General features: G+C 67.2%; 18 protein-coding genes. 12 read left to right on the top strand and 6 right to left on the bottom strand.

The window, feature by feature from the left end; genetic code table 11:
- Positions 1-12 precede the first annotated feature (12 nt).
- The 5 genes from ACIPR8_RS06095 to ACIPR8_RS06075 form a co-directional block, all read right to left on the bottom strand.
- On the bottom strand, positions 13-666 hold the full coding sequence (locus ACIPR8_RS06095) for a DUF2058 domain-containing protein (protein ID WP_446540433.1): 654 nt from the start codon (positions 664-666) through the stop codon (positions 13-15).
- Between the two features lie 18 nt (positions 667-684).
- Positions 685-924 carry a SlyX family protein gene (locus tag ACIPR8_RS06090; protein WP_132864283.1) on the bottom strand — a complete coding sequence of 80 codons (240 nt, stop codon included), beginning with the start codon at positions 922-924 and terminating at the stop codon, positions 685-687.
- Entirely contained in the window at positions 917-2266 is a 1350-nt protein-coding gene (locus ACIPR8_RS06085) for a UDP-glucose dehydrogenase family protein (RefSeq protein WP_446540432.1), read from the bottom strand. The genes ACIPR8_RS06090 and ACIPR8_RS06085 overlap by 8 nt, the downstream gene beginning before the upstream one ends.
- Before the next feature lie 28 nt (positions 2267-2294).
- Entirely contained in the window at positions 2295-3245 is a 951-nt protein-coding gene (locus tag ACIPR8_RS06080) for an FKBP-type peptidyl-prolyl cis-trans isomerase N-terminal domain-containing protein (RefSeq protein ID WP_446540431.1), read from the bottom strand.
- 85 nt (positions 3246-3330) lie between these two features.
- Positions 3331-3897, bottom strand: coding sequence for a glutathione peroxidase (locus tag ACIPR8_RS06075; RefSeq protein WP_446540430.1), 567 nt, complete (start codon positions 3895-3897; stop codon positions 3331-3333).
- A 381-nt stretch (positions 3898-4278) separates the two neighbouring features.
- Between ACIPR8_RS06075 and ACIPR8_RS06070 the strand changes: the two genes are divergently transcribed.
- The 6 genes from ACIPR8_RS06070 (at position 4279) to ACIPR8_RS06045 (ending at position 8543) form a co-directional block, all read left to right on the top strand.
- Positions 4279-4641 (top strand): GntR family transcriptional regulator, encoded by a 363-nt coding sequence (locus ACIPR8_RS06070; RefSeq protein ID WP_132864288.1) that lies wholly within the window; start codon positions 4279-4281, stop codon positions 4639-4641.
- On the top strand, positions 4638-5510 hold the full coding sequence (locus ACIPR8_RS06065; protein ID WP_132864289.1) for an ABC transporter ATP-binding protein: 873 nt from the start codon (positions 4638-4640) through the stop codon (positions 5508-5510). Before ACIPR8_RS06070 ends, ACIPR8_RS06065 begins: the two co-directional genes overlap by 4 nt.
- Positions 5507-6523, top strand: coding sequence for a hypothetical protein (locus ACIPR8_RS06060; protein ID WP_132864290.1), 1017 nt, complete (start codon positions 5507-5509; stop codon positions 6521-6523). The genes ACIPR8_RS06065 and ACIPR8_RS06060 overlap by 4 nt, the downstream gene beginning before the upstream one ends.
- 29 nt (positions 6524-6552) lie before the next feature.
- Positions 6553-7383, top strand: a complete 831-nt coding sequence (locus ACIPR8_RS06055) for a DUF4097 family beta strand repeat-containing protein (RefSeq protein WP_192288185.1) — start codon at positions 6553-6555, stop codon at positions 7381-7383.
- A gap of 31 nt (positions 7384-7414) precedes the next feature.
- Entirely contained in the window at positions 7415-7999 is a 585-nt protein-coding gene (locus tag ACIPR8_RS06050) for a DUF2884 family protein (RefSeq protein WP_192288184.1), read from the top strand.
- A 109-nt stretch (positions 8000-8108) separates the two neighbouring features.
- Positions 8109-8543, top strand: coding sequence for a hypothetical protein (locus ACIPR8_RS06045; RefSeq protein WP_132864293.1), 435 nt, complete (start codon positions 8109-8111; stop codon positions 8541-8543).
- Between the two features lie 150 nt (positions 8544-8693).
- On the opposite strand, the gene ACIPR8_RS06040 is transcribed toward ACIPR8_RS06045, so the two are convergent.
- A complete protein-coding gene (locus tag ACIPR8_RS06040; RefSeq protein WP_132864294.1) occupies positions 8694-10091 on the bottom strand; it encodes a class II fumarate hydratase in 1398 nt (465 codons plus the stop codon).
- Between the two features lie 260 nt (positions 10092-10351).
- On the opposite strand from ACIPR8_RS06040, the gene purB reads away from it, so the two are divergent.
- From purB to sucB, 6 genes are all read left to right on the top strand, one after another.
- A complete protein-coding gene (purB, locus tag ACIPR8_RS06035; RefSeq protein WP_446540429.1) occupies positions 10352-11734 on the top strand; it encodes an adenylosuccinate lyase in 1383 nt (460 codons plus the stop codon).
- 150 nt (positions 11735-11884) lie between these two features.
- Positions 11885-12415 (top strand): DUF3060 domain-containing protein, encoded by a 531-nt coding sequence (locus tag ACIPR8_RS06030; protein ID WP_446540428.1) that lies wholly within the window; start codon positions 11885-11887, stop codon positions 12413-12415.
- A 207-nt stretch (positions 12416-12622) separates the two neighbouring features.
- Positions 12623-14086: a ribosomal protein uL16 3-hydroxylase gene (locus ACIPR8_RS06025; protein WP_446540427.1), complete on the top strand. Its 1464-nt coding sequence runs from the start codon at positions 12623-12625 to the stop codon at positions 14084-14086.
- Entirely contained in the window at positions 14083-14988 is a 906-nt protein-coding gene (locus ACIPR8_RS06020; RefSeq protein WP_446540426.1) for a GNAT family N-acetyltransferase, read from the top strand. The genes ACIPR8_RS06025 and ACIPR8_RS06020 overlap by 4 nt, the downstream gene beginning before the upstream one ends.
- Positions 14989-15167: 179 nt before the next feature.
- Entirely contained in the window at positions 15168-17999 is a 2832-nt protein-coding gene (locus ACIPR8_RS06015) for a 2-oxoglutarate dehydrogenase E1 component (RefSeq protein ID WP_192288177.1), read from the top strand.
- A gap of 42 nt (positions 18000-18041) precedes the next feature.
- Positions 18042-19190: a dihydrolipoyllysine-residue succinyltransferase gene (gene sucB, locus ACIPR8_RS06010; RefSeq protein ID WP_446540425.1), complete on the top strand. Its 1149-nt coding sequence runs from the start codon at positions 18042-18044 to the stop codon at positions 19188-19190.
- Positions 19191-19246: the final 56 nt, after the last annotated feature.

Below are 19246 nucleotides of genomic sequence, written 5' to 3'. Positions count from 1 at the left end.
TGAGCGGTGCACCTACCAGACCAGATCGTCCGGCACCTGGAACTTCGGGTCCGCGTAGGGGTCGTCCTCGATCGGCGTGTTCGGGTCGACCTTCAACGCCACGCTCGGCGCGAACACGGCTTCGGCCTCGGCCAGCAACGCCGCGGTGACCAGCAGGTAGCGGCCATTCTGCTGCAGCACGCCCAGCTCACCGGCGTTGAGCGCCTTGAGCTGCTCGGCGGTGACGTAGATGCGCTTGATCTTGCCGCCATAGGGGAAGTGGCGGGCGATGTCGGCATCGGGGACATTGAGCCCCTTGTCCTTGATCAGCTCGTCCAGCTTGGCGCGCGCTTCGCGGCGCAGGCGGGCTTCTTCCTGCTTCAGCCGCTCGGCCTCGATGCGTTCGTCCTTCTCCCGCTGCGCACGGATCGCATAGGCCTTGGCCAGGTCGATGTCTTCCTGCGAACGCGGCTTGTGCGGGCCCTGCCGCTGCGGCTTGCCCTGCGCCGGCCTGGCCTGCCCCGGCTTGCCGGCGTGTGCCTGCGGCTTGCCACCACCGGGCTTGCCCGGCGGCTGGCCCTGGCGGTTCGGTGCACGCCCGTCACGGCGCGCTTCGGGTTTGCGCTCCGGCTTGGGCGCGGCCTTGAAACCCAGCCCGAGGAGCTGGTCGCGAAGAGTGTCACTCATGCTTGCAGTGCTTCTGTATCAGTAGTGCGGGGGCGGCGGCTCGGTGGCCGGGTCGGCGTACAGCGCCGTACGCACCTTGCCGAGGTCATCGAGCAGGTTGCGCAGCAGGTTGGTGTTGCGGGTGCCTTCCATCCGGGCTTCGGCCAGGGCCTCGCTCAGTTCGGCCAGGGCCTGTTCCTGGAAGGAAACACGCATCTCCAGCTCGATCAGGCGTGATTCCAGCGCCTGTTCGCGCTCGCTGGGGATTGGGTCATGCATGCAGGGAACGTCCCCGGCCAATGCCGTAATAGGCGAGGCCGGCGGCCTCGATCTCCTGGGGTTCATAGATGTTGCGGCCATCGAACACCACCGCATCACCCAGCGTCTGGCGCAGCCGCGCGAAATCCGGGCTGCGGAACTGCTTCCATTCGGTGATCACGGCCAGCGCGTCGGCACCTTCCAGCGCTTCGTATGCGGTCTCGCAGAACACCAGGTCCGCCCGCTCGCCGAAGACCCGACGGGCTTCGTGCATGGCTTCCGGGTCGAACACCCGCACCGTGGCACCGGCCTCCCACAACTGCGCGAGCAGGCGCCGGCTCGGGGCCGCGCGCATGTCATCGGTGTTGGGCTTGAAGGCCAGGCCCCACACGGCGAAGGTCTTGCCGCGCACGCCCTCGTCCTCGCCACGGTCGTAGTGGCGCTGGATCAGCTCGAACAGATGGCCCTTCTGGCCATCGTTGACCGCCTCCACCGCGTTGAGCAGCTGCGCCTGGTGGCCATGCTGGGCCGCGGTGCGCGCCAGCGCCTGCACGTCCTTGGGGAAGCAGGAGCCGCCATAGCCGGCGCCGGGATAGATGAAGTGCCAGCCGATGCGCGGGTCAGAACCAATGCCCTGGCGCACCTGCTCGATGTCGGCCCCCACGCGCTCGGCGATGTTGGCGATCTCGTTCATGAAGCTGATCTTGGTCGCCAGCATCGCATTGGCGGCGTACTTGGTCAGCTCGGCCGAGCGCACGTCCATCTCGACGACGCGGTCGCGGTTGCGGTTGAACGGCGCATACAGGCGGCGCAGCACCGCCACCGCGTCCGGATTGTCGGCACCGATGACGATGCGGTCCGGGCGCATGCAGTCGGCCACCGCATCGCCTTCCTTGAGGAATTCGGGATTGGAAACCACGTCGAAGGCGATCTCCACGCCGCGCGCGGCCAGTTCCCCGGCAATCGCGGCACGGACCTTGTCGGCCGTGCCCACCGGCACGGTCGACTTGTTGACCACCACCGCCGGCTGCGCCAGATGGCGGCCGATGGTGCGGGCCACCGCCAGCACGTACTGCAGGTCGGCGCTGCCGTCTTCATCCGGCGGCGTGCCGACCGCGATGAAGACGACCTGGCCATGCGCGATCGCGCTGGCCGCCTCGGTGGTGAAGGCCAGCCGCCCTGCGGCGTGGTTGGCCTTCACCATCAGCTCCAGGCCGGGCTCGTAGATCGGGATGATCCCCTGCCCGAGGCCATCGACCTTTGCCTGGTCGATATCGACGCAGACCACGTCGTGGCCGACTTCGGCCAGGCAGGTCCCGGTGACGAGACCCACGTAACCGGTACCGAAAATCGCTACGCGCATGGCTGCGACGGCTCCGTTCTGATGCGGATTACTGCAGGACGCCCAGCAACTCGACGTCGAAGGTCAGCGTAGACTCCGGGCCGATCGGGCCGCTGCCATTGCTGCCATAGGCCAGCTCGGCGGGGATCCAGAAGCGATACTTGGCGCCGACCGGCATCAGCGACACGCCCTCGGTCCAGCCCTTGATGACCTGGTTCAGGCCGAAATCGACCGGCTGGCCACGCTCGTAGCTGCTGTCGAACACGGTGCCGTCCAGCAGCTTGCCTTCGTAGTTGACGCGCACGCGGCTGGTGGCCATCGGACGCTCGCCGCTGCCGGCGCGCAGCACCTGGTACTGCAGGCCCGAGGCGGTGGTCACCACGCCCGGCTGGGTCTTGTTCTTGGCCAGGAATGCATTGCCCTGCTCACGGTTCTTGCCGGCGACGGCGGACTGCTTGGCGGTGCTGAATGCCTGCAGCGTGGCCTTGGCCTGCTCATGGGTCATCAGCGGGTTGCCCTTGGAGAACACGTCGTTGACCGCCTTGAACACCGAGTTCAGGTCGATGTCGTCCTTGATCGCGGCCAGCGACGGGCCCACGGCGTAGCTGCCGAGCATCAGGCCGACCTTCTTGCGGTCGACGGTCGGCTGGCTGCCCGGCGCCAGGCCCGGCACCTGCTGGCCGGCGCGGGCCATCATCACGGTGCGCAGCGCGGCATCGGTCTGCTGGGCTTCTTCCTGCGAGAGCAGCGGCTGGCCGCCGGCGAACGCATTCTCGACGGCACGGCGCAGTTCGGCCACGTCCACTTCGCCAGCGATGGGCTCAAACGAGCTGGCGACATCAATACCGATGGCATAACTGATCGTTTCACGTTCCGAGGTCAAAACGGACTTCTCCTTGGTAGCCGCCGGAGCGGCAGGTTGTTGCGAAAACGCGACCCCGGGGGCCGCCATCGCCAGAATCAGAAGCGACGCAACTGCGCCACGCTTTCCCATCTTCATTCGCTGCTTTCCTGGAAGTGAACAAACGCCACCGGTGGCGCGAGGGGCGACATTGTCGCATGCGCACCGGATATGTCGAGGCAGGTCAACGCGCCGGAACCGGGGCCGCCAGCTCGCGATCGATCGCCGCGCGCAGCTCCGGGTCATCCGGGCGCACCCGGCTCGGGAACTGCGCCACCACCCGCCCGTCGCGGGAGATCAGGTACTTGTGGAAGTTCCAGGCCGGTGCCACGCCGGTGGCACGCGTCAATTCGCGGTACAGCGGCGTGGTTTCCGGGCCGATCACATGCACTTTCTGGAACATCGGGAAGCGCACGCCATAAGTCAGCGTGCAGAACTCCTGGATCTGCTCCTCGCTGCCGGGCTCCTGGCCTTTGAAATCATTGGACGGAAAGCCCAATACGGCAAAACCACGCGCGGACAGTTGCTGTTGCAATGCCTCCAGCCCTTCGTACTGGGGCGTGAAGCCACATTTGGAGGCGGTGTTGACCACCAGCAACACCTTGCCACCGTAAGTGCGGTTCAGGTTGATCTCCTCCTTGCCGGCCAACGAACGGTAGTTCTGGTCCAGCAAGGGGCCGGCCGACACCCCGGCAATGGCGCCGAGGCCAACTCCAACCACCAATCCAATCAATGCGTTACGAAGCTTCATGAGCACTCTCCGGGTGACCTGGGCCGCCATCGGGCGGCATAGGCCATCAGTTGGGCATGCAGGGAGTTGCATGCCGCCGTGTCGGTGTTATAGTTGCATACAACACCAGCCACCCTACACAGGGAGTCCGAGATGGCCAGCAAGCACAGCAGACACGTCCTACCGGCCCTGACCGTCAGCGGCGCACTGTTGCTGCTTGGCTGCTCGGCTGCACTGCAGAGCGGTCAAACCGACCGCGGGAATTATGCAGCGCAGGCAGCTGGTGAACAGCAGGATGCTACCGCCCCAACCCATGCGAAACGACCGGCCCGACGGATGCGTACCAGTCTGTCACTGCCCTACTTCTCCTTCGCACAGTCGCTGAATCCGCGGAGCTGACCCATGACCGATATCCAGTGGAGCGATGGCGCTCCCATCTACCGCCAGCTGAAGGATCGCGTGATCGCGATGATGCTGGACGGTGTCCTCAAGCCGGGTGATGCCCTGCCCTCGGTGCGCCAGGTGGCGGCCGAGTACCAGCTCAATCCGATCACCGTCTCGCGGGCCTACCAGGAGTTGGCCGACGAGAACCTGGTCGAGAAGCGCCGTGGCCTTGGCATGTTCATGACCGAGGAAGCCGCGCTGAAACTGCGCGGCAACGAGCGCGACCGTTTTCTCAACGATGAATGGCCCAGCGTACTGGAGCGCATCCAGCGCCTGGGCCTGACCTTGAAAGATCTGCTGCCACCGGGGACCACTCTATGAACGCCGCCGTCGAAGCCGTCGTTTCCGCCAAGGGCCTGCGCAAGGCCTACAAGCAGAAGCCGGCGCTGGACAACACCAGCTTCACCATTGAACCGGGCCGCATCGTCGGCCTGATCGGCCCCAACGGCGCCGGCAAGACCACCGCGCTGAAGGCCCTGCTCGGCCTGACCGCGGTCGAGGGCGAGCTGCGGGTGCTGGGCATGGACCCGCGTACCCGTCGCAACGCGCTGATGAACGACGTGTGCTTCATCGCCGACGTGGCGGTGCTGCCGCGCTGGATCCGGGTCAAGGAGGCCATCGACTTCGTCGCCGGCGTCCACCCGCGCTTCGACCGCGCCCGCTGCGAGCGCTTCCTGGCCAATACCAAGCTCAACCCGAAGCAGCGCGTGCGCGAGCTGTCCAAGGGCATGGTGGTGCAGCTGCACCTGGCCCTGGTGATGGCCATCGACGCCAAGGTACTGGTGCTCGACGAGCCGACCCTGGGCCTGGACATCCTGTACCGCAAGGAGTTCTACCAGCGCCTGCTGGAAGACTACTTCGACGAGCAGAAGACCATCATCGTCACCACCCACCAGGTGGAGGAGATCGAGCACATCCTCACCGACGTGCTGTTCATCCGCGACGGCAGGATCGTCCTGTCCACCGACATGGAAACCCTGGCCGACCGCTACACCGAGTTGCTGGCCTCGGCGGACACGCTGGAAGCAGCACGCGCGCTGGGCCCGATCGACGAGCGCAGCCTGCCGTTCGGCAAGACCGTCCTGCTCTACGACGGCGTCGAGCGCAGCCGCATCGCCGCCCTCGGTGAAACCCGCAACCCCGGCCTGGCCGACCTGTTCGTGGCCACCATGAAGGGAACCTACGCATGAACGCCGCACACCACATCACCCCGCTGGGCAAGCTGAAGTGGCTGCTCAAGCGCGAATACTGGGAAAACAAGGGCGGTTTCTTCTGGGCACCGGTCGTGGCCGGCGGCGTGTCGCTGCTGCTGTCCTCGATGGCGATCATCGCCGGCCTGTGGGCAGCCAGCCGTGCGGCAAGCACCGGCGACCTCCATATCAATGGGGTGAACGTCAACGGCCTGGACCTGAGCCTGCTGACCAGCCAGATGTCGGCCGGTGATGCCCAGGACCTGGCCAACGGCATCAACTTCACCCTGCTGCTCAGCGCCGGCTGGCCGTTCATCGTGCTGATGTTCGTGGTGTTCTTCTACTTCCTGGGCGCGCTGTACGACGATCGCCGCGATCGCAGCATCCTGTTCTGGAAGTCGATGCCGCTGTCGGACACCCAGACCGTGCTGTCCAAGCTGATCGCCGGTGTCGTGCTGGCTCCGCTGCTGGCCACCGTGGCCGCCATCGTCGCCATGTTCGGCTTCCTGGCCATCATCAGCCTGGTCGTGCTCGCCCATGGTGGCAGCCCGATGACGCTGATCTGGGGCCCCGCCGAGCCGCTGACGATCGCCGCATCGTTCCTGTGCCGCATCCCGGTCTACGCGTTGTGGGCGTTGCCGACCGCCGGCTGGCTGCTGATGTGCTCGGCCTGGGCCAAGAGCAAGCCGTTCCTGTGGGCGGTGATGCTGCCGGTGTTCTCCGGCGTGGTGGTGAGCTGGTTCGGCCTGATGCGCCTGTTCGGCAGCGACGGCAGCTGGTTCTGGGCGCACGTGGTTGGTCGCCTGCTGCTGGGTACCGTCCCCGGCGTGGACCTGGCCTACACCGCCGATGCCCGTGCCCCGCGTGAGTCGCTGCATTCGTTGCTGGATGGCTTCTCCCCGGCCACCCAGTTCGCCGCCCTGGCCACGCCGGAGTTGTGGATTGGCGCCGCGGTGGGCATCGTCTTCATCGCCGCCGCCATCTGGCTGCGCCAGCGCCGCGACGAAATCTGAGCCCTCATCCGCAATCGCAAGGAAAACAGATGAATATCAAGCCCTTCCTGTTCGCCCTCGCCCTGCTGCCGGCCGGCGCCTTCGCGGCCGAGGAACACTGCAAGTTCTCCGAGCCCAAGGCGCTGGAACTGGAACTCGGCGACGCCAAGGCCGTGGTGTTCGAGGTCAACAGCCACGACCTGCGCCTGGTCGCAAGCCCTGGTGCCAGGGCGGCGGTTTCCGGCCGCGCCTGCGCCTCCACCCAGGACCTGCTGCGCCAGTTGTCGGTCAGCCAGCAGAAGGTCGGCGACAAGCTGGTGGTCCGCCTGGAACGCCAGAGCCAGGGCCTGAACTTCAACTTCAGCGGCAGCACCTACGCTTACCTGGACCTGTCCGGCACCCTGCCGGACACGATCCTGGTGCAGCTGAAGGTCGGCTCGGGCGACGCCTCGCTGACCGGTGCGCATTCGATGAGCGCCGATGTCGGTTCCGGCGACGTGGTCGCCCGCGACATCAAGGGCCTGGCCACCGCCGCGGTGGGCTCCGGTGACATCGAGCTGAGCACCATCAGCGCACTCCACGTCGTCTCCATCGGCTCGGGCGACGTCAAGGTCGACGGCGTGCGTGGCGACGCCCGGGTCGGCAGCATCGGCTCCGGCGACCTGGAACTGCGCAACGTGCAGGGTGCGGTGAGCATCGACAGCGTCGGCTCCGGCGACGTCGACGTGCGCGACGTGCGCGGTGCCGTCAGCGTCGGTTCGCTCGGCTCGGGCGATGTCGAAGTCCGCAACGCCGCCAGCCTGCAGGTGCGTCGTACCGGCAGTGGCTCGGTCAACCACTCCGGCATCGCCGGCACGGTCGACCTGCCCAAGAAGCGCTGATCCCCATTCCCGTCCGCAACGGAAGCCCACCATGAAACTCGTCAATGCCCCCCTGCTCGCCCTGATGCTCGTCCTGCCGCTGGCCGCCTGTGGCGAGCGCCCGCAGGCCAATGCGCCTCAGACCGACACCACGCTCGGCCAGAAGGTCCGCGAAGCCACCAACGAGGCACGCAAGGAACTGGCCCAGGGCAACATCAGCATTGGCAGCGACGGCGCCAAGGTCGAGATCTCGCCCGCCGGCGACCTGCTGATCAACGGCACGGCCGTCGCGCTGAACGACAGCCAGCGCGCGCTGACCCTGCAGTATCGCGAACGGACCATCGCCATCGCCGAGGCCGGCATCGAGATCGGTGTGCAGGGCGCCAACTTGGGCGCGCGCGCGGCCGGCGAAGCCCTGAAGGGCATCTTCAGCGGTGACACCGACAAGATCGAGGAACGCGTCAACGCCGAAGCCGAGAAGCTCAAGGCCAATGCGGCGAAGATCTGCGACCAGATGCCGGCGTTGCTGGCCACGCAGCAGCAGCTGGCGGCAGCGGTGCCGGAGTTCCGGCCCTACGCCAAGATGGACCAGAGCGACATCGACGACTGTCGCGACGGGCACGTCGAACTGCCCTGATCCCGGTGTCGGGCGCGCCTGCGGGCCGCGCCCCAGGTCGCCACCGGGACAGCGCGGACGGCGGGAGCGGTAGAATGCCGCTTCCGCCGTTCACGTATCTGCTGCTGTCATGAAGAAACTGCTGCTGCTCGCCCTGGTTGCCTTCGCCGTGCTCGCCACCGGCTGCGACCGCGAAAAGTACGCTGCCCATCGGTCCGAGCGCAGCAAGCCCAAGACCGAGGTCACCACCGACCGCATCGCGATCCGTCGCGCCCCGTTCCCGAACCTGGACATCCTTCCCGATGGCCAGCTGCGCGTGGACGACATCGAGATCCCGCTCAAGCCCGAGCAGCGCGAACTGCTGCAGACCAGCTTCGTGAAGCTGCAGATCCTGCGCCAGAACACCCTGACCGACGCCGCCAGCAACGGCGCCGCGCCCACTTCGCGCACGGTCCGGATCGATGTACCCGCCAACCAGCCGGTGTTCCCGGCCGATCTCGCCGAACGCGTTCCCGAGTTCAAGGGCTACGCCGAGGCCCTGGCCAACACCCAGGCGGTTCGCTGAGCCGATGCCCGCCGGCGCGCCTCCAGGCGCGAAGCCGGCAATCCTCCCGTCAGTGCCGGCAGCCGCAGCCGGCGGCACCCTCGGCTTGGCGGCCGAGGCCGCTTCTACCCGGGTCCCAACGGGTAGAAGCGCCCCCGGAGCACGCCGACCTCAATGGTCGTGGATGCCACCCAGCGTCAGCGCCGCCGGGTCCAGCAGGCGCTTGAGCTCGGCCTCGGACAGGCCGCTGTCCTCCACCGCCACCTCCAGCACCGGCCGCTGCTCCTTGTAGGCGCGCTTGGCGATCGCCGCGGCCTTCTCGTAACCGATGATCGGGTTCAAGGCCGTCACCAGGATGGGATTGCGCGCCAGCGCCTCGCGCACCCGCTCCTGCTTGACCACCAACCCGGCGAACACCTTGTCGGCCAGCAGGTTCATCACGCTGGACAGCAACTGGATCGAATCGAGCAGGTTGGCCGCGATCAACGGCAGGGTCACGTTCAACTGGAAGTTGCCGGTCTGCCCGGCCACGGTGATCGCGGTGTGGTGGCCGATCACCTGCGCGGCGGCCATCACCGTCGCTTCCGGGATCACCGGATTGACCTTGCCCGGCATGATCGAACTGCCCGGCTGCAGCGCCGGCAGCTCCACCTCGCCCAGCCCTGCCAGCGGACCGGAGTTCATCCAGCGCAGGTCGTTGGCGATCTTGATCAGGGCCACGGCCAGCGCGTTGAACTGGCCGGACAGCTCGACCGCATCATCCTGGGCGGCCAGGCCTTCGAACTTGTTGTCCGCGCTGTCGAACTTCACCCCGGTGCCGGTACTCAGCACCTTGGCCACCTTGCCACCGAAGCGCGGGTCCGCATTGATGCCGGTGCCGATGGCGGTGCCGCCCAGCGGCAGCCGGCGCAGCCGCTTCAGGGCGTCCTCGATGCGGCCCTGCGCCGACGTCAGCTGCGCCGACCAGGCGCCGAACTCCTGGGCGAAGGTCAACGGCATGGCGTCCATCAGGTGCGTGCGACCGGTCTTGACCACCTTGCCCAGCCCACGGCCGCGCTTGTCGATGGTCTTGCGCAGGTGCCGCAACGCCGGCAGCAGGGTCTCCACCGTGGCCAGCTGTGCCGAAACACGGATCGCGGTGGGAATCACGTCATTGGAACTCTGCCCCAGGTTGACGTGGTCATTGGGGTGTACCGCGGTCTTGCCGGCCTTCCCGCCCTGGTTGGCCAGGGTGGCGATGACCTCGTTGGCGTTCATGTTCGACGAGGTTCCCGAGCCGGTCTGGTACACATCGATCGGGAAATGCGCGTCATGCGCGCCGGCGGCCACGTCCTGCGCGGCCGCCTGGATCGCCTTGCCCACGCCCTTGGGCAACAGCCCCAGCCCGGTGTTGACCTCGGCCGCGGCCCCCTTGATCAGCCCCAGCGCGCGGATGAATTCGCGCGGCATGCGCTGCCCGGAGACCGGGAAATTCTGCACCGCCCGCTGCGTCTGGGCGCCCCACAAGGCCTCGGCGGGCACCTGCAGTTCACCCATGCTGTCGTGTTCAACCCTGAAACCCTTGCTCATCGTTCAACTCCGCGTTGCGTGTTCATGGAAGGAAGTCGCAGCTTGCTGATGGCGCGGCGCGCTTGGCTGGCAATGCCGCTACACGATACGCCGACGCGCTGGGTACGGCATGCCCGCCCGCCGGTCGGCAGACCCTGTCCTGCCCGATCACGGCCTTCGGCCCGCGGCCGGGCCGCGTCACCGCGAACACCGGCCCCGCCGTGGCGCCCGCCAGACGGGTAGAATGTGCGCCCCCGCCACTGCCCCAACTGCCCGCCGACATGACGGATACGTCCCGCCCCGAAGCCGCCCTGCTCGCCCTGTCCCCCCTGGACGGCCGTTACGCCAGCAAGGTCGACGCCCTGCGTCCGATCTTCTCCGAGTACGGCCTGATCAAGGCCCGCGTGAAGGTGGAGATCGAATGGCTGCTGGCACTGGCCGCCGAGCCGGGCATCGGCGAACTGGCCGACTTCAGTGCCGCCGCCAAGACGCGCCTGCGCGCCCTGGCCGACGGCTTCTCGGTCGCCAACGCCGCCCGCGTCAAGGAGATCGAGCGCACCACCAACCATGACGTCAAGGCGGTGGAGTACTTCATCAAGGAGCAGCTCAAGGACGACGCCGAGCTGGCCCCGGCGCTGGAGTTCGTGCATTTCGCCTGCACCAGCGAGGACATCAACAACCTGTCCTACGGCGTGATGCTGGAAGAGGCCCGCCGCACCGTGCTGCTGCCGACCCTGACCGGGGTCGCCGCCAGCCTGCGCACGCTGGCCCACGCGCAGGCCGGACAGCCGATGCTCTCGCGCACCCACGGCCAGACCGCCTCGCCGACCACGCTGGGCAAGGAAATCGCCAACGTCGTGGCCCGACTGGAGCGCCAGATCCGCCAGATCGGCGCGGTCGAGCTGACCGGCAAGATCAACGGCGCGGTCGGCAACTACAACGCCCACGTCGTGTCCTACCCGGCGGTGGACTGGCCGGCCTTCGCCGAGCGCTTCGTCACCTCGCTGGGCCTGGTGTTCAACCCGTACACCACCCAGATCGAGCCGCACGACAACGTGGCCGAGATCGGCGATGCCGCGCGCCGCGCCAACACCATCCTGATCGACCTGGCCCGCGACATCTGGGGCTACATCTCGCTGGGCTACTTCAAGCAGAAGCTCAAGGAAGGCGAAGTCGGCTCCTCGACCATGCCGCACAAGGTCAACCCGATCGACTTCGAGAACGCCGAAGGCAACTTCGGCATCGCCAACGCGCTGTTCGAGCACTTCAGCGCCAAGCTGCCGATCAGCCGCTGGCAGCGCGACCTCACCGACTCCACCGTGCTGCGCGCGCTGGGCACCGCCTTCGGCCACAGCCAGGTGGCACTGGAGTCGCTGGCCAAGGGCCTGGGCAAGCTGACCGTGAACCCGGAGCGCCTGGATGCCGACCTGGACGCGGCCTGGGAAGTGCTGGCCGAAGCCGTGCAGACGGTGATGCGCCGCCACGGCCTGCCGAACCCGTACGAGCAGCTCAAGGCCCTGACCCGCGGCCACGGCATCACCGCCGATTCGATGCGCGAGTTCATCCAGACGCTGGAACTGCCGGCCGAAGACAAGCAGCGCCTGCACGCACTGACCCCGGGCGGCTATGTTGGCCTGGCCGCGGACCTGGCCAAGGCGATCTGATCGGCGCCCCTGCGCGTCCCTCATCCGGCCTGCGGCGACGGCGGAGCGAAAGCTCCGCCGTTTCCTTATGGACGGGCCGCAGGCACCGCGTAATAAAATCTTCGCACGGCCTCTGCCAGCATCGGGCAACCCGATGACAGTGGAGTCCCCATGCGGATCAGCCCCTTCCTGCTCGCCCCGACCCTGGCCGCGCTCAGCGCCTGCACCCCCGCCCCCCCGGAAGCCGGCACCGCCGCGCCGGCGGCAGCGGCAGCGGCACCATCGCCGACCCCTGCGACGGCCGTTTCCGACACCCTCAACGACCCGGGCAGCGGTGCCGACTGCGCCGGCAAGAACCTGCGCATCAGCCGCGACAACGCCACGCTGGTCATCAATGGCGAATGCGGCGAGGTCACCATCACCGCCTCCGGCGGCAGCCTCAACTTCGACAAGGCCCGGACCATCGTCGTCGAAGGCAGCCATTACACGGTGCTCAACACCGACGTGGACACGGTGCGGGTGGTGGGCAGCGACAACACGCTCAACCTGACCAATGCCCGCCGCATCGAGGTCAGTGGCAACAACAACATGATCCTGTCCCGCGAAACGGCCCAAATCCAGTTCAGCGGCAATACCAACACGCTCAACACCGACGCCCAGCCGCAGGTGGACGACCGCGGCAGCGGCAACCGGGTCATCTGACCTGCCCCCGTCCCCGTAGCGCGGCGCCATGCTCCGCCGGGGCCTTGCCGGCCACGCCGCCAAGCGTGGCCCGGCACCACTGTCATCCCCGTGGCGATTGATCCAGATCAGCCGCCCATCGTGCGGTTTGCCGCCAACAAGGGGACAATAGCCGCGATACGCGCCGCAGGCGCCTGATTCCCGTTTTCCGCTGCAAGGATCTCCCCCATGGCTGCACGCAAGCAAAAGACCTATCCGATCGAAGTCCAGGCCAAGCCCGGCCTGCCGCTGGGCATGGCCCCGGCCACCTTCCTGCGCGACTACTGGCAGAAGCGTCCGCTGCTGATCCGCGCCGCGTTCCCCGACTTTGAAACCCCGGTGATGCCCGAAGACCTGGCCGGCCTGGCCTGCGAGGAAGGCGCGCTGGCCCGCATGATCAACCACGACCGTGCCACCGATGGCTGGACCGTGCGCACCGGCCCGTTCCAGGAAGAAGATTTCCCCGGCATGCCCGACCACGACTGGACCCTGCTGGTGCAGGACGTGGACAAGTGGGACCCGGATGTCCGCGCCCTGATCGGTTACTTCGATTTCCTGCCGCGCTGGCGCATGGACGACGTGATGATCAGCTTCGCCGCCACCGGCGGCTCGGTCGGCGCCCACGTCGACCAGTACGACGTGTTCCTGCTGCAGGCCTACGGCCACCGCCGCTGGCAGATCGACGCCAGCGAGTCCATCAAGGGCAAGCGTCCGCCGCTGGACTTCCGCCCCGACGTCGAACTGAAGCTGCTCAAGAAGTTCAAGAAGACCCACGACTGGGTGCTCGGCCCGGGCGACATGCTGTACCTGCCGCCGAACGTGCCGCACAACGGCGTGGCCGAAGACCCCTGCCTGACCTTCTCCTTCGGCATGCGCGCGCCGTCCTCGGCCGAACTCATCAGCGACTACCTGGACGACCTGGTCGCCGGCGCCGATGAGTCCATCCGCCTGCAGGACCCGGACCTGAAGCTGCCCGAAGACCCGAACGAGATCGACGAGGCCGCCATGCGCCGCGTCGTCACCGCCCTCAATGCCCTGCGCATGAACGACCCGGACCGCCTGGGCAACTGGTTTGGCCGCTTCATCACCACCTACCGCTCGGCCGGCGACATCCTGCCCTCCCAGGCCCCCAGCTCGGCCGGGGAAGTGGACGCCGAACTGGCCAATGGCGGCGTGCTGGAGCGCCATCCCTGGGCCCGCACCGCGTGGCGACGCGCCACCAAGGGCGCCACCCTGTACATCTCCGGCCAGGCCTGCGCCCTGCCGGTCAAGGATGCCCAGGTGCTGGCCGGCACCGAGCGCCTGGATGCCACCGTCTGGCGCAAGCTGTCGGTCAAGGGCCGCACCACCGTGCTGGAACTGATCGCCGGCGGCTTCTTCCAGCTGCTCGATGCCCAGACCCTGGCCGCCGAGGCCGCGTGGGATGCGCAGGAAGAAGGCTTCGAGGATGAGGCCCTGGCCATCGCCGGGGAAGTGGACGAGGACGAGGACGACGCCGATGGCGACGCCCCGGAAGTCGAGATCGAGGTGTTCGAGTACACCGAAGCCGGCGAAGGTGAGCCGGCCTCGGCCAACATCGGCACCGTCCAGGTCAACGACGAGGGGGTGGAGGTCGTGGTGATCTACGACGACGAGGACGCCCCGCAGGCATGACCCCGGGCAGCGGCTTCAGCGTCCAGCCCGCCGACTACGCCGTGCAGCGCGACCAGCTGCACGGCGTCCGCCATGCCGTGTTCGTCAACGAACAGCGGGTGCCGGCGGAACTGGAAGTCGATGCGCTGGACCCGCTCAGCCACCACGTGCTGGCACTGGATGCCGACGGCCGGGCCATCGGTGCCGGCCGCCTGACCCCGGAACGCCGCATCGGCCGCATGGCGGTCCTGCCCGGCTGGCGCAGCCAGGGGGTGGGTGACGCCCTGCTGGCCGCCTTGATCGGCCAGGCCAGGGCGCTGGGCTGGGGCGAGGTCAGCCTGCACGCCCAGCTGCCGGCCCGCGATTTCTATGCCCGCAATGGTTTCCTGCCCGAAGGCCCGACCTTCCAGGAAGCCGGCATCGAACACCAGACCATGCGCCAGCGTCTGGACGGCGCCCTGCGCGTGAGCGACCGTGAGCAAGCCCTCGCCGCCATCGCCACGGTGATCCACCGCGCCCGTCGCGGCCTGTACCTGCACCTGCGCTGTGCCGACGACCTGTTCGGCGAGCCGCTCGTGCTCGGTGCCCTGCGCCGCTTCGCCGCCGCCCGGCATGACAAGCAGATGCAGGTCCTGGCCGAGGAGGCCGACCTGGTCGCCCTGCCCGCCGCGGTGCTCGGCCTGTTCCAGCGCCTGCCCAGCGTGTTCGTCGTGCGTACCCCGGTGGACCCCACCGACGTCCAAGTGGCCAGCGGCCGTCTCGGCAACGACATCGGCGACTGCTACTTTCGTCCAATGGGCGTCCTTCTGGAGGGCGAACTCACGCTGGCGGCCCATCCCCGGATCCGCGCGCCGGACGAGCAGTTCCAGCGCATCTGGCAGCGTTCACGCGACTGCAACGCACTTCGCGTACTTGGGATTTGACGATATCCGCACAACGGGACAAGCACTGACCAGGTATTAATCCCCGGGACAGTGTGCATGCCCCTTCCTGTCCCGTGAGGGGTATAATTCAGCGGTTAGAACACGCCCGCGCGGAGCGCTGCAGCCAGGCTCCGCCGGTTTCCCCAGAATTACCCCACAAGCGAATCCGACCCTCCATCGTGGACAATCTACTGAAGCAGTTTGCGCAGTCATCGCAACTCGCCGGCGGCAACGCCTCCTATGTCGAGGACCTGTACGAGCAGTACCTCGTCTCCCCGGACAGTGTGGACCCCAAGTGGAAGTCCTACTTCGACGGCTTCAAGGGCCGCGAAGCTGGTGATGTCCCGCACTCTGCCGCCATCGCCCACATCACCGAAGCCGCCAAGAACGCGTTCAACGCAGGCTTCTCCGCTGGCGAAGGCGACGAGCGCGAGCGCAACGTCGGCCGCCTGATCACCGCCTACCGTTCGCGCGGCCACCTCGGCGCCAACCTTGATCCGCTGGGCCTGACCCCGCCGACCAACCCGCCGGACCTCAGCCTGCCGTTCCACAACCTCAGCGATGCCGACCTCAACGACGAGTTCAGCACCGGTGGCGTGGGCGGCCAGCCGCGCATGAAGCTGCGTGACCTGCTGGCACGCCTGAAGGCGACCTACACCGGCTCCATCGGCGCCGAGTTCATGTACATCGCCGAAGTCGAGCAGCGCCAGTGGCTGTACAAGCGCCTGGAGCAGGCCGGCGGCAACTACAACCTCGATGCCGACACCAAGCGCCGCACGCTCGAACGCCTGACCGCCGCCGAGGGCCTGGAACGCTACCTGCACACCAAGTACGTCGGCCAGAAGCGCTTCTCGCTGGAAGGCGGCGACTCGCTGATCCCGATGATGGACACCATCATCCGCGACGCCGGCAAGGAAGGCGTCAAGGACGTGGTGATCGGCATGGCCCACCGCGGCCGCCTCAACGTGCTGGTCAACACCCTCGGCAAGAACCCGCGCAAGCTGTTCGACGAATTCGAAGGCAAGTTCGAGCACGACGACCGTGCCGTCGCCGGTGACGTGAAGTACCACATGGGCTTCTCGGCCGACGTCGCCAGCGATGGCGGCCCGGTCCACCTGGCCCTGGCCTTCAACCCGTCGCACCTGGAGATCGCCGACCCGGTGGTCGCCGGTTCGGTGCGTTCGCGCCAGGAACGCCGCAACGACACCGCGCGCAAGCAGGTGATGCCGATCCTGATCCACGGCGACGCCGCATTCGCCGGCCAGGGCGTGGTGATGGAGCTGTTCCAGATGTCGCAGGCCCGCGGTTTCACCGTCGGCGGCACCGTGCACATCGTCATCAACAACCAGGTGGGTTTCACCACATCCAACCGCGACGACTCGCGCTCGACCCTGTACTGCACCGACATCGCCAAGATGGTCGCTGCCCCGGTCCTGCACGTGAACGGCGACGACCCGGAAGCGGTGGTGTTCGCCGCCAAGCTGGCCTATGACTTCCGCCAGCAGTTCCACAAGGACGTCGTGATCGACCTGGTCTGCTACCGCCGCTGGGGCCACAACGAGGCCGACGAGCCGGCGATCACCCAGCCGCTGATGTACCAGGTGATCCGCAAGCACAAGACCACCCGCGAGCTCTACGCCGAGCAGCTGGAAGCCGCCGGCGTGATCGCCGCCGGTGCCGGCAAGGAAATGGTCGACGCCTACCGCAACAAGCTGGATTCGGGCGAAGTCACCACCGAGCTGGCCGTGGTCGAGAAGACCCCGACCACCAGCAAGATGTACGTGGATTGGCCGCGCTACCTGTCCGGCAAGCTGTCCGACCCGGTCAGCACCCAGGTCGAGATGGGCAAGCTGACCCAGCTGGCCACGATGATCAACACCGTCCCGGACGGCGTGGAGCTGCACTCGCGCGTGGCCAAGGTGTACGACGACCGTCGCAAGATGGCCGCCGGCGAGATCCCGGGCGACTGGGGCTTTGCCGAGAACCTCGCCTACGCCACCCTGCTGGACGAAGGCAACAGCCTGCGCCTGGTCGGCCAGGACGTGGGCCGCGGCACCTTCACCCACCGCCACGCGATCCTGCACGACCAGAAGACCGACAACTACTACCTGCCGCTGCGCCAGCTGGTCCAGTCGCCGGAGCAGGCCACCATCATCGACTCGCTGCTCAGCGAAGAAGCCGTGATGGCGTTCGAGTACGGCTTCTCCACCACCGACCCCAACACCCTGTGCATCTGGGAAGGCCAGTTCGGTGACTTCGCCAACGGGGCGCAGGTCGTGATCGACCAGTTCATCGCCTCCGGTGAAGCCAAGTGGGGCCGCATCTCCGGCCTGACCCTGCTGCTGCCGCACGGCTACGAAGGCCAGGGCCCGGAACACAGCTCGGCGCGCCTGGAGCGCTTCCTGCAGCTGTGCGCGCTGGAGAACATGCTGGTCTGCGTGCCGTCCACCCCGGCCCAGGCGTTCCACATGCTGCGTCGCCAGATGCGCATGGACACCCGCAAGCCGCTGATCGTCATGTCGCCCAAGTCGCTGCTGCGCCACAAGCTGGCCGTCTCGACCCTGGACGAACTGGCCAACGGCGAGTTCCAGCACCTGATCAGCGACACCACCGCCAAGGACATCAACAAGGTCAAGCGCGTGGTGCTGTGCTCGGGCAAGGTCTACTACGACCTGCTGGAGGACGTGACCAAGCGTGGTCAGGAAGACGTCGCCCTGGTCCGCGTGGAGCAGCTCTACCCGTTCCCGCGCCCGGCGCTGGTCGCCGAGCTGAAGAAGTACGGCAAGGCCGACGTGGTGTGGTGCCAGGAAGAGCCGATGAACCAGGGTGCCTGGTACCAGATCAAGCACCACCTGCAGGCATGCCTGGCCGATGGCCAGTCGCTGCATTACGCAGGCCGTCCGCGTTCGCCGTCGCCGGCTGTGGGCCACATGTCCGACCACCTGCGCGAACTGTCGCAGTTGCTGGCCGACGCACTGGTCAACACCTTCAACGACAACTACGCCGAATAAGCCCCTTTTTCCACAAGAAAACGAAACCAGGAAAACAGCCACATGGCCACCGAAGTCAAAGTACCGGTACTGCCCGAATCCGTCTCCGACGCCACCATCGCCAGCTGGCACAAGAAGGCGGGTGAAGCGGTCAAGCGTGATGAGAACCTGCTCGACCTGGAAACCGACAAGGTCGTGCTGGAAGTGCCGGCACCGGTTGATGGCGTGCTGAAGGAAATCAAGTTCAAGGAAGGCGACACCGTCACCTCGAACCAGATCCTGGCCATCATCGAGGAAGGCGCGGTTGCCGCCGCTGCTCCGGCCGCGGCCGCCGCCCCGGCACCGGCTGCCAAGTCGGCCGCCGACGGCCTGCCCCCGGGCGCCCGCTTCTCGGCCATCACCGAAGGCGTGAACCCGGCTGACGTGTCCGGCACCGGCCGCCACGGCGCCGTGACCAAGGAAGACATCGTCAACTTCGCCCGCAACGGCGGCGTCGGCAAGGCCGGCGGCGCACGTCCGGAAGAACGCGTGCCGATGACCCGCATGCGCAAGCGCATCGCCGAGCGCCTGATGCAGTCGAAGAACTCGACCGCCATGCTGACCACCTTCAACGAGGTCAACCTGTCCAAGGTGTCGGCCGCGCGCAAGGAACTGCAGGAAGAGTTCGTCAAGGCCCACGGCATCAAGCTGGGCTTCATGAGCTTCTTCGTGAAGGCCGCCGCCAACGCGCTGCAGCGCTTCCCGCTGGTCAATGCTTCCATCGATGGTGACGACATCATCTATCACGGCTACTCGGACATCTCCATCGCCGTGTCGACCGACAAGGGCCTGGTGACCCCGGTGCTGCGCAACGTCGAGCGCATGTCCTTCGCCGACATCGAGAAGGCGATCGCCGACTACGCCAAGAAGGCCCGCGACGGCAAGCTGTCGCTGGAAGAACTGCAGGGCGGCACCTTCACCGTCACCAACGGCGGCACCTTCGGCTCGCTGATGTCGACCCCGATCGTCAACCCGCCGCAGAGCGCCATCCTGGGCATGCACGCCATCAAGGACCGTCCGATCGCCGAGAACGGCCAGGTCGTGATCGCGCCGATGATGTACCTGGCCATGTCCTATGACCACCGCATCATCGACGGCAAGGACTCGGTGCAGTTCCTGGTGGACATCAAGAACCAGCTGGAAAACCCGGGCCGCATGCTGTTCGGCCTGTAACAGGCCTGTAGCCCCTCTCCCTCCGGGAGAGGGGTTGGGGGCGCCAAGCAGCCCGT

It is taken from the genome of Stenotrophomonas sp. LARHCG68, from assembly GCF_052871705.1.
This window is presented reverse-complemented; position numbering and strand designations above follow the sequence as displayed.

Coding starts and splice junctions, on each gene's coding strand:
- ACIPR8_RS06025 (WP_446540427.1), top strand. CDS start 12,623: ATGGCTGCACGCAAGCAAAAGACCTATCCGATCGAAGTCCAGGCCAAG.
- ACIPR8_RS06055 (WP_192288185.1), top strand. CDS start 6,553: ATGAATATCAAGCCCTTCCTGTTCGCCCTCGCCCTGCTGCCGGCCGGC.
- purB (WP_446540429.1), top strand. CDS start 10,352: ATGACGGATACGTCCCGCCCCGAAGCCGCCCTGCTCGCCCTGTCCCCC.
- ACIPR8_RS06075 (WP_446540430.1), bottom strand. CDS start 3,897: ATGAAGCTTCGTAACGCATTGATTGGATTGGTGGTTGGAGTTGGCCTC.
- ACIPR8_RS06020 (WP_446540426.1), top strand. CDS start 14,083: ATGACCCCGGGCAGCGGCTTCAGCGTCCAGCCCGCCGACTACGCCGTG.
- ACIPR8_RS06045 (WP_132864293.1), top strand. CDS start 8,109: ATGAAGAAACTGCTGCTGCTCGCCCTGGTTGCCTTCGCCGTGCTCGCC.
- ACIPR8_RS06090 (WP_132864283.1), bottom strand. CDS start 924: ATGCATGACCCAATCCCCAGCGAGCGCGAACAGGCGCTGGAATCACGC.
- ACIPR8_RS06060 (WP_132864290.1), top strand. CDS start 5,507: ATGAACGCCGCACACCACATCACCCCGCTGGGCAAGCTGAAGTGGCTG.
- ACIPR8_RS06070 (WP_132864288.1), top strand. CDS start 4,279: ATGACCGATATCCAGTGGAGCGATGGCGCTCCCATCTACCGCCAGCTG.
- ACIPR8_RS06065 (WP_132864289.1), top strand. CDS start 4,638: ATGAACGCCGCCGTCGAAGCCGTCGTTTCCGCCAAGGGCCTGCGCAAG.
- ACIPR8_RS06095 (WP_446540433.1), bottom strand. CDS start 666: ATGAGTGACACTCTTCGCGACCAGCTCCTCGGGCTGGGTTTCAAGGCC.
- ACIPR8_RS06085 (WP_446540432.1), bottom strand. CDS start 2,266: ATGCGCGTAGCGATTTTCGGTACCGGTTACGTGGGTCTCGTCACCGGG.
- ACIPR8_RS06050 (WP_192288184.1), top strand. CDS start 7,415: ATGAAACTCGTCAATGCCCCCCTGCTCGCCCTGATGCTCGTCCTGCCG.
- ACIPR8_RS06040 (WP_132864294.1), bottom strand. CDS start 10,091: ATGAGCAAGGGTTTCAGGGTTGAACACGACAGCATGGGTGAACTGCAG.
- ACIPR8_RS06030 (WP_446540428.1), top strand. CDS start 11,885: ATGCGGATCAGCCCCTTCCTGCTCGCCCCGACCCTGGCCGCGCTCAGC.
- ACIPR8_RS06080 (WP_446540431.1), bottom strand. CDS start 3,245: ATGAAGATGGGAAAGCGTGGCGCAGTTGCGTCGCTTCTGATTCTGGCG.
- sucB (WP_446540425.1), top strand. CDS start 18,042: ATGGCCACCGAAGTCAAAGTACCGGTACTGCCCGAATCCGTCTCCGAC.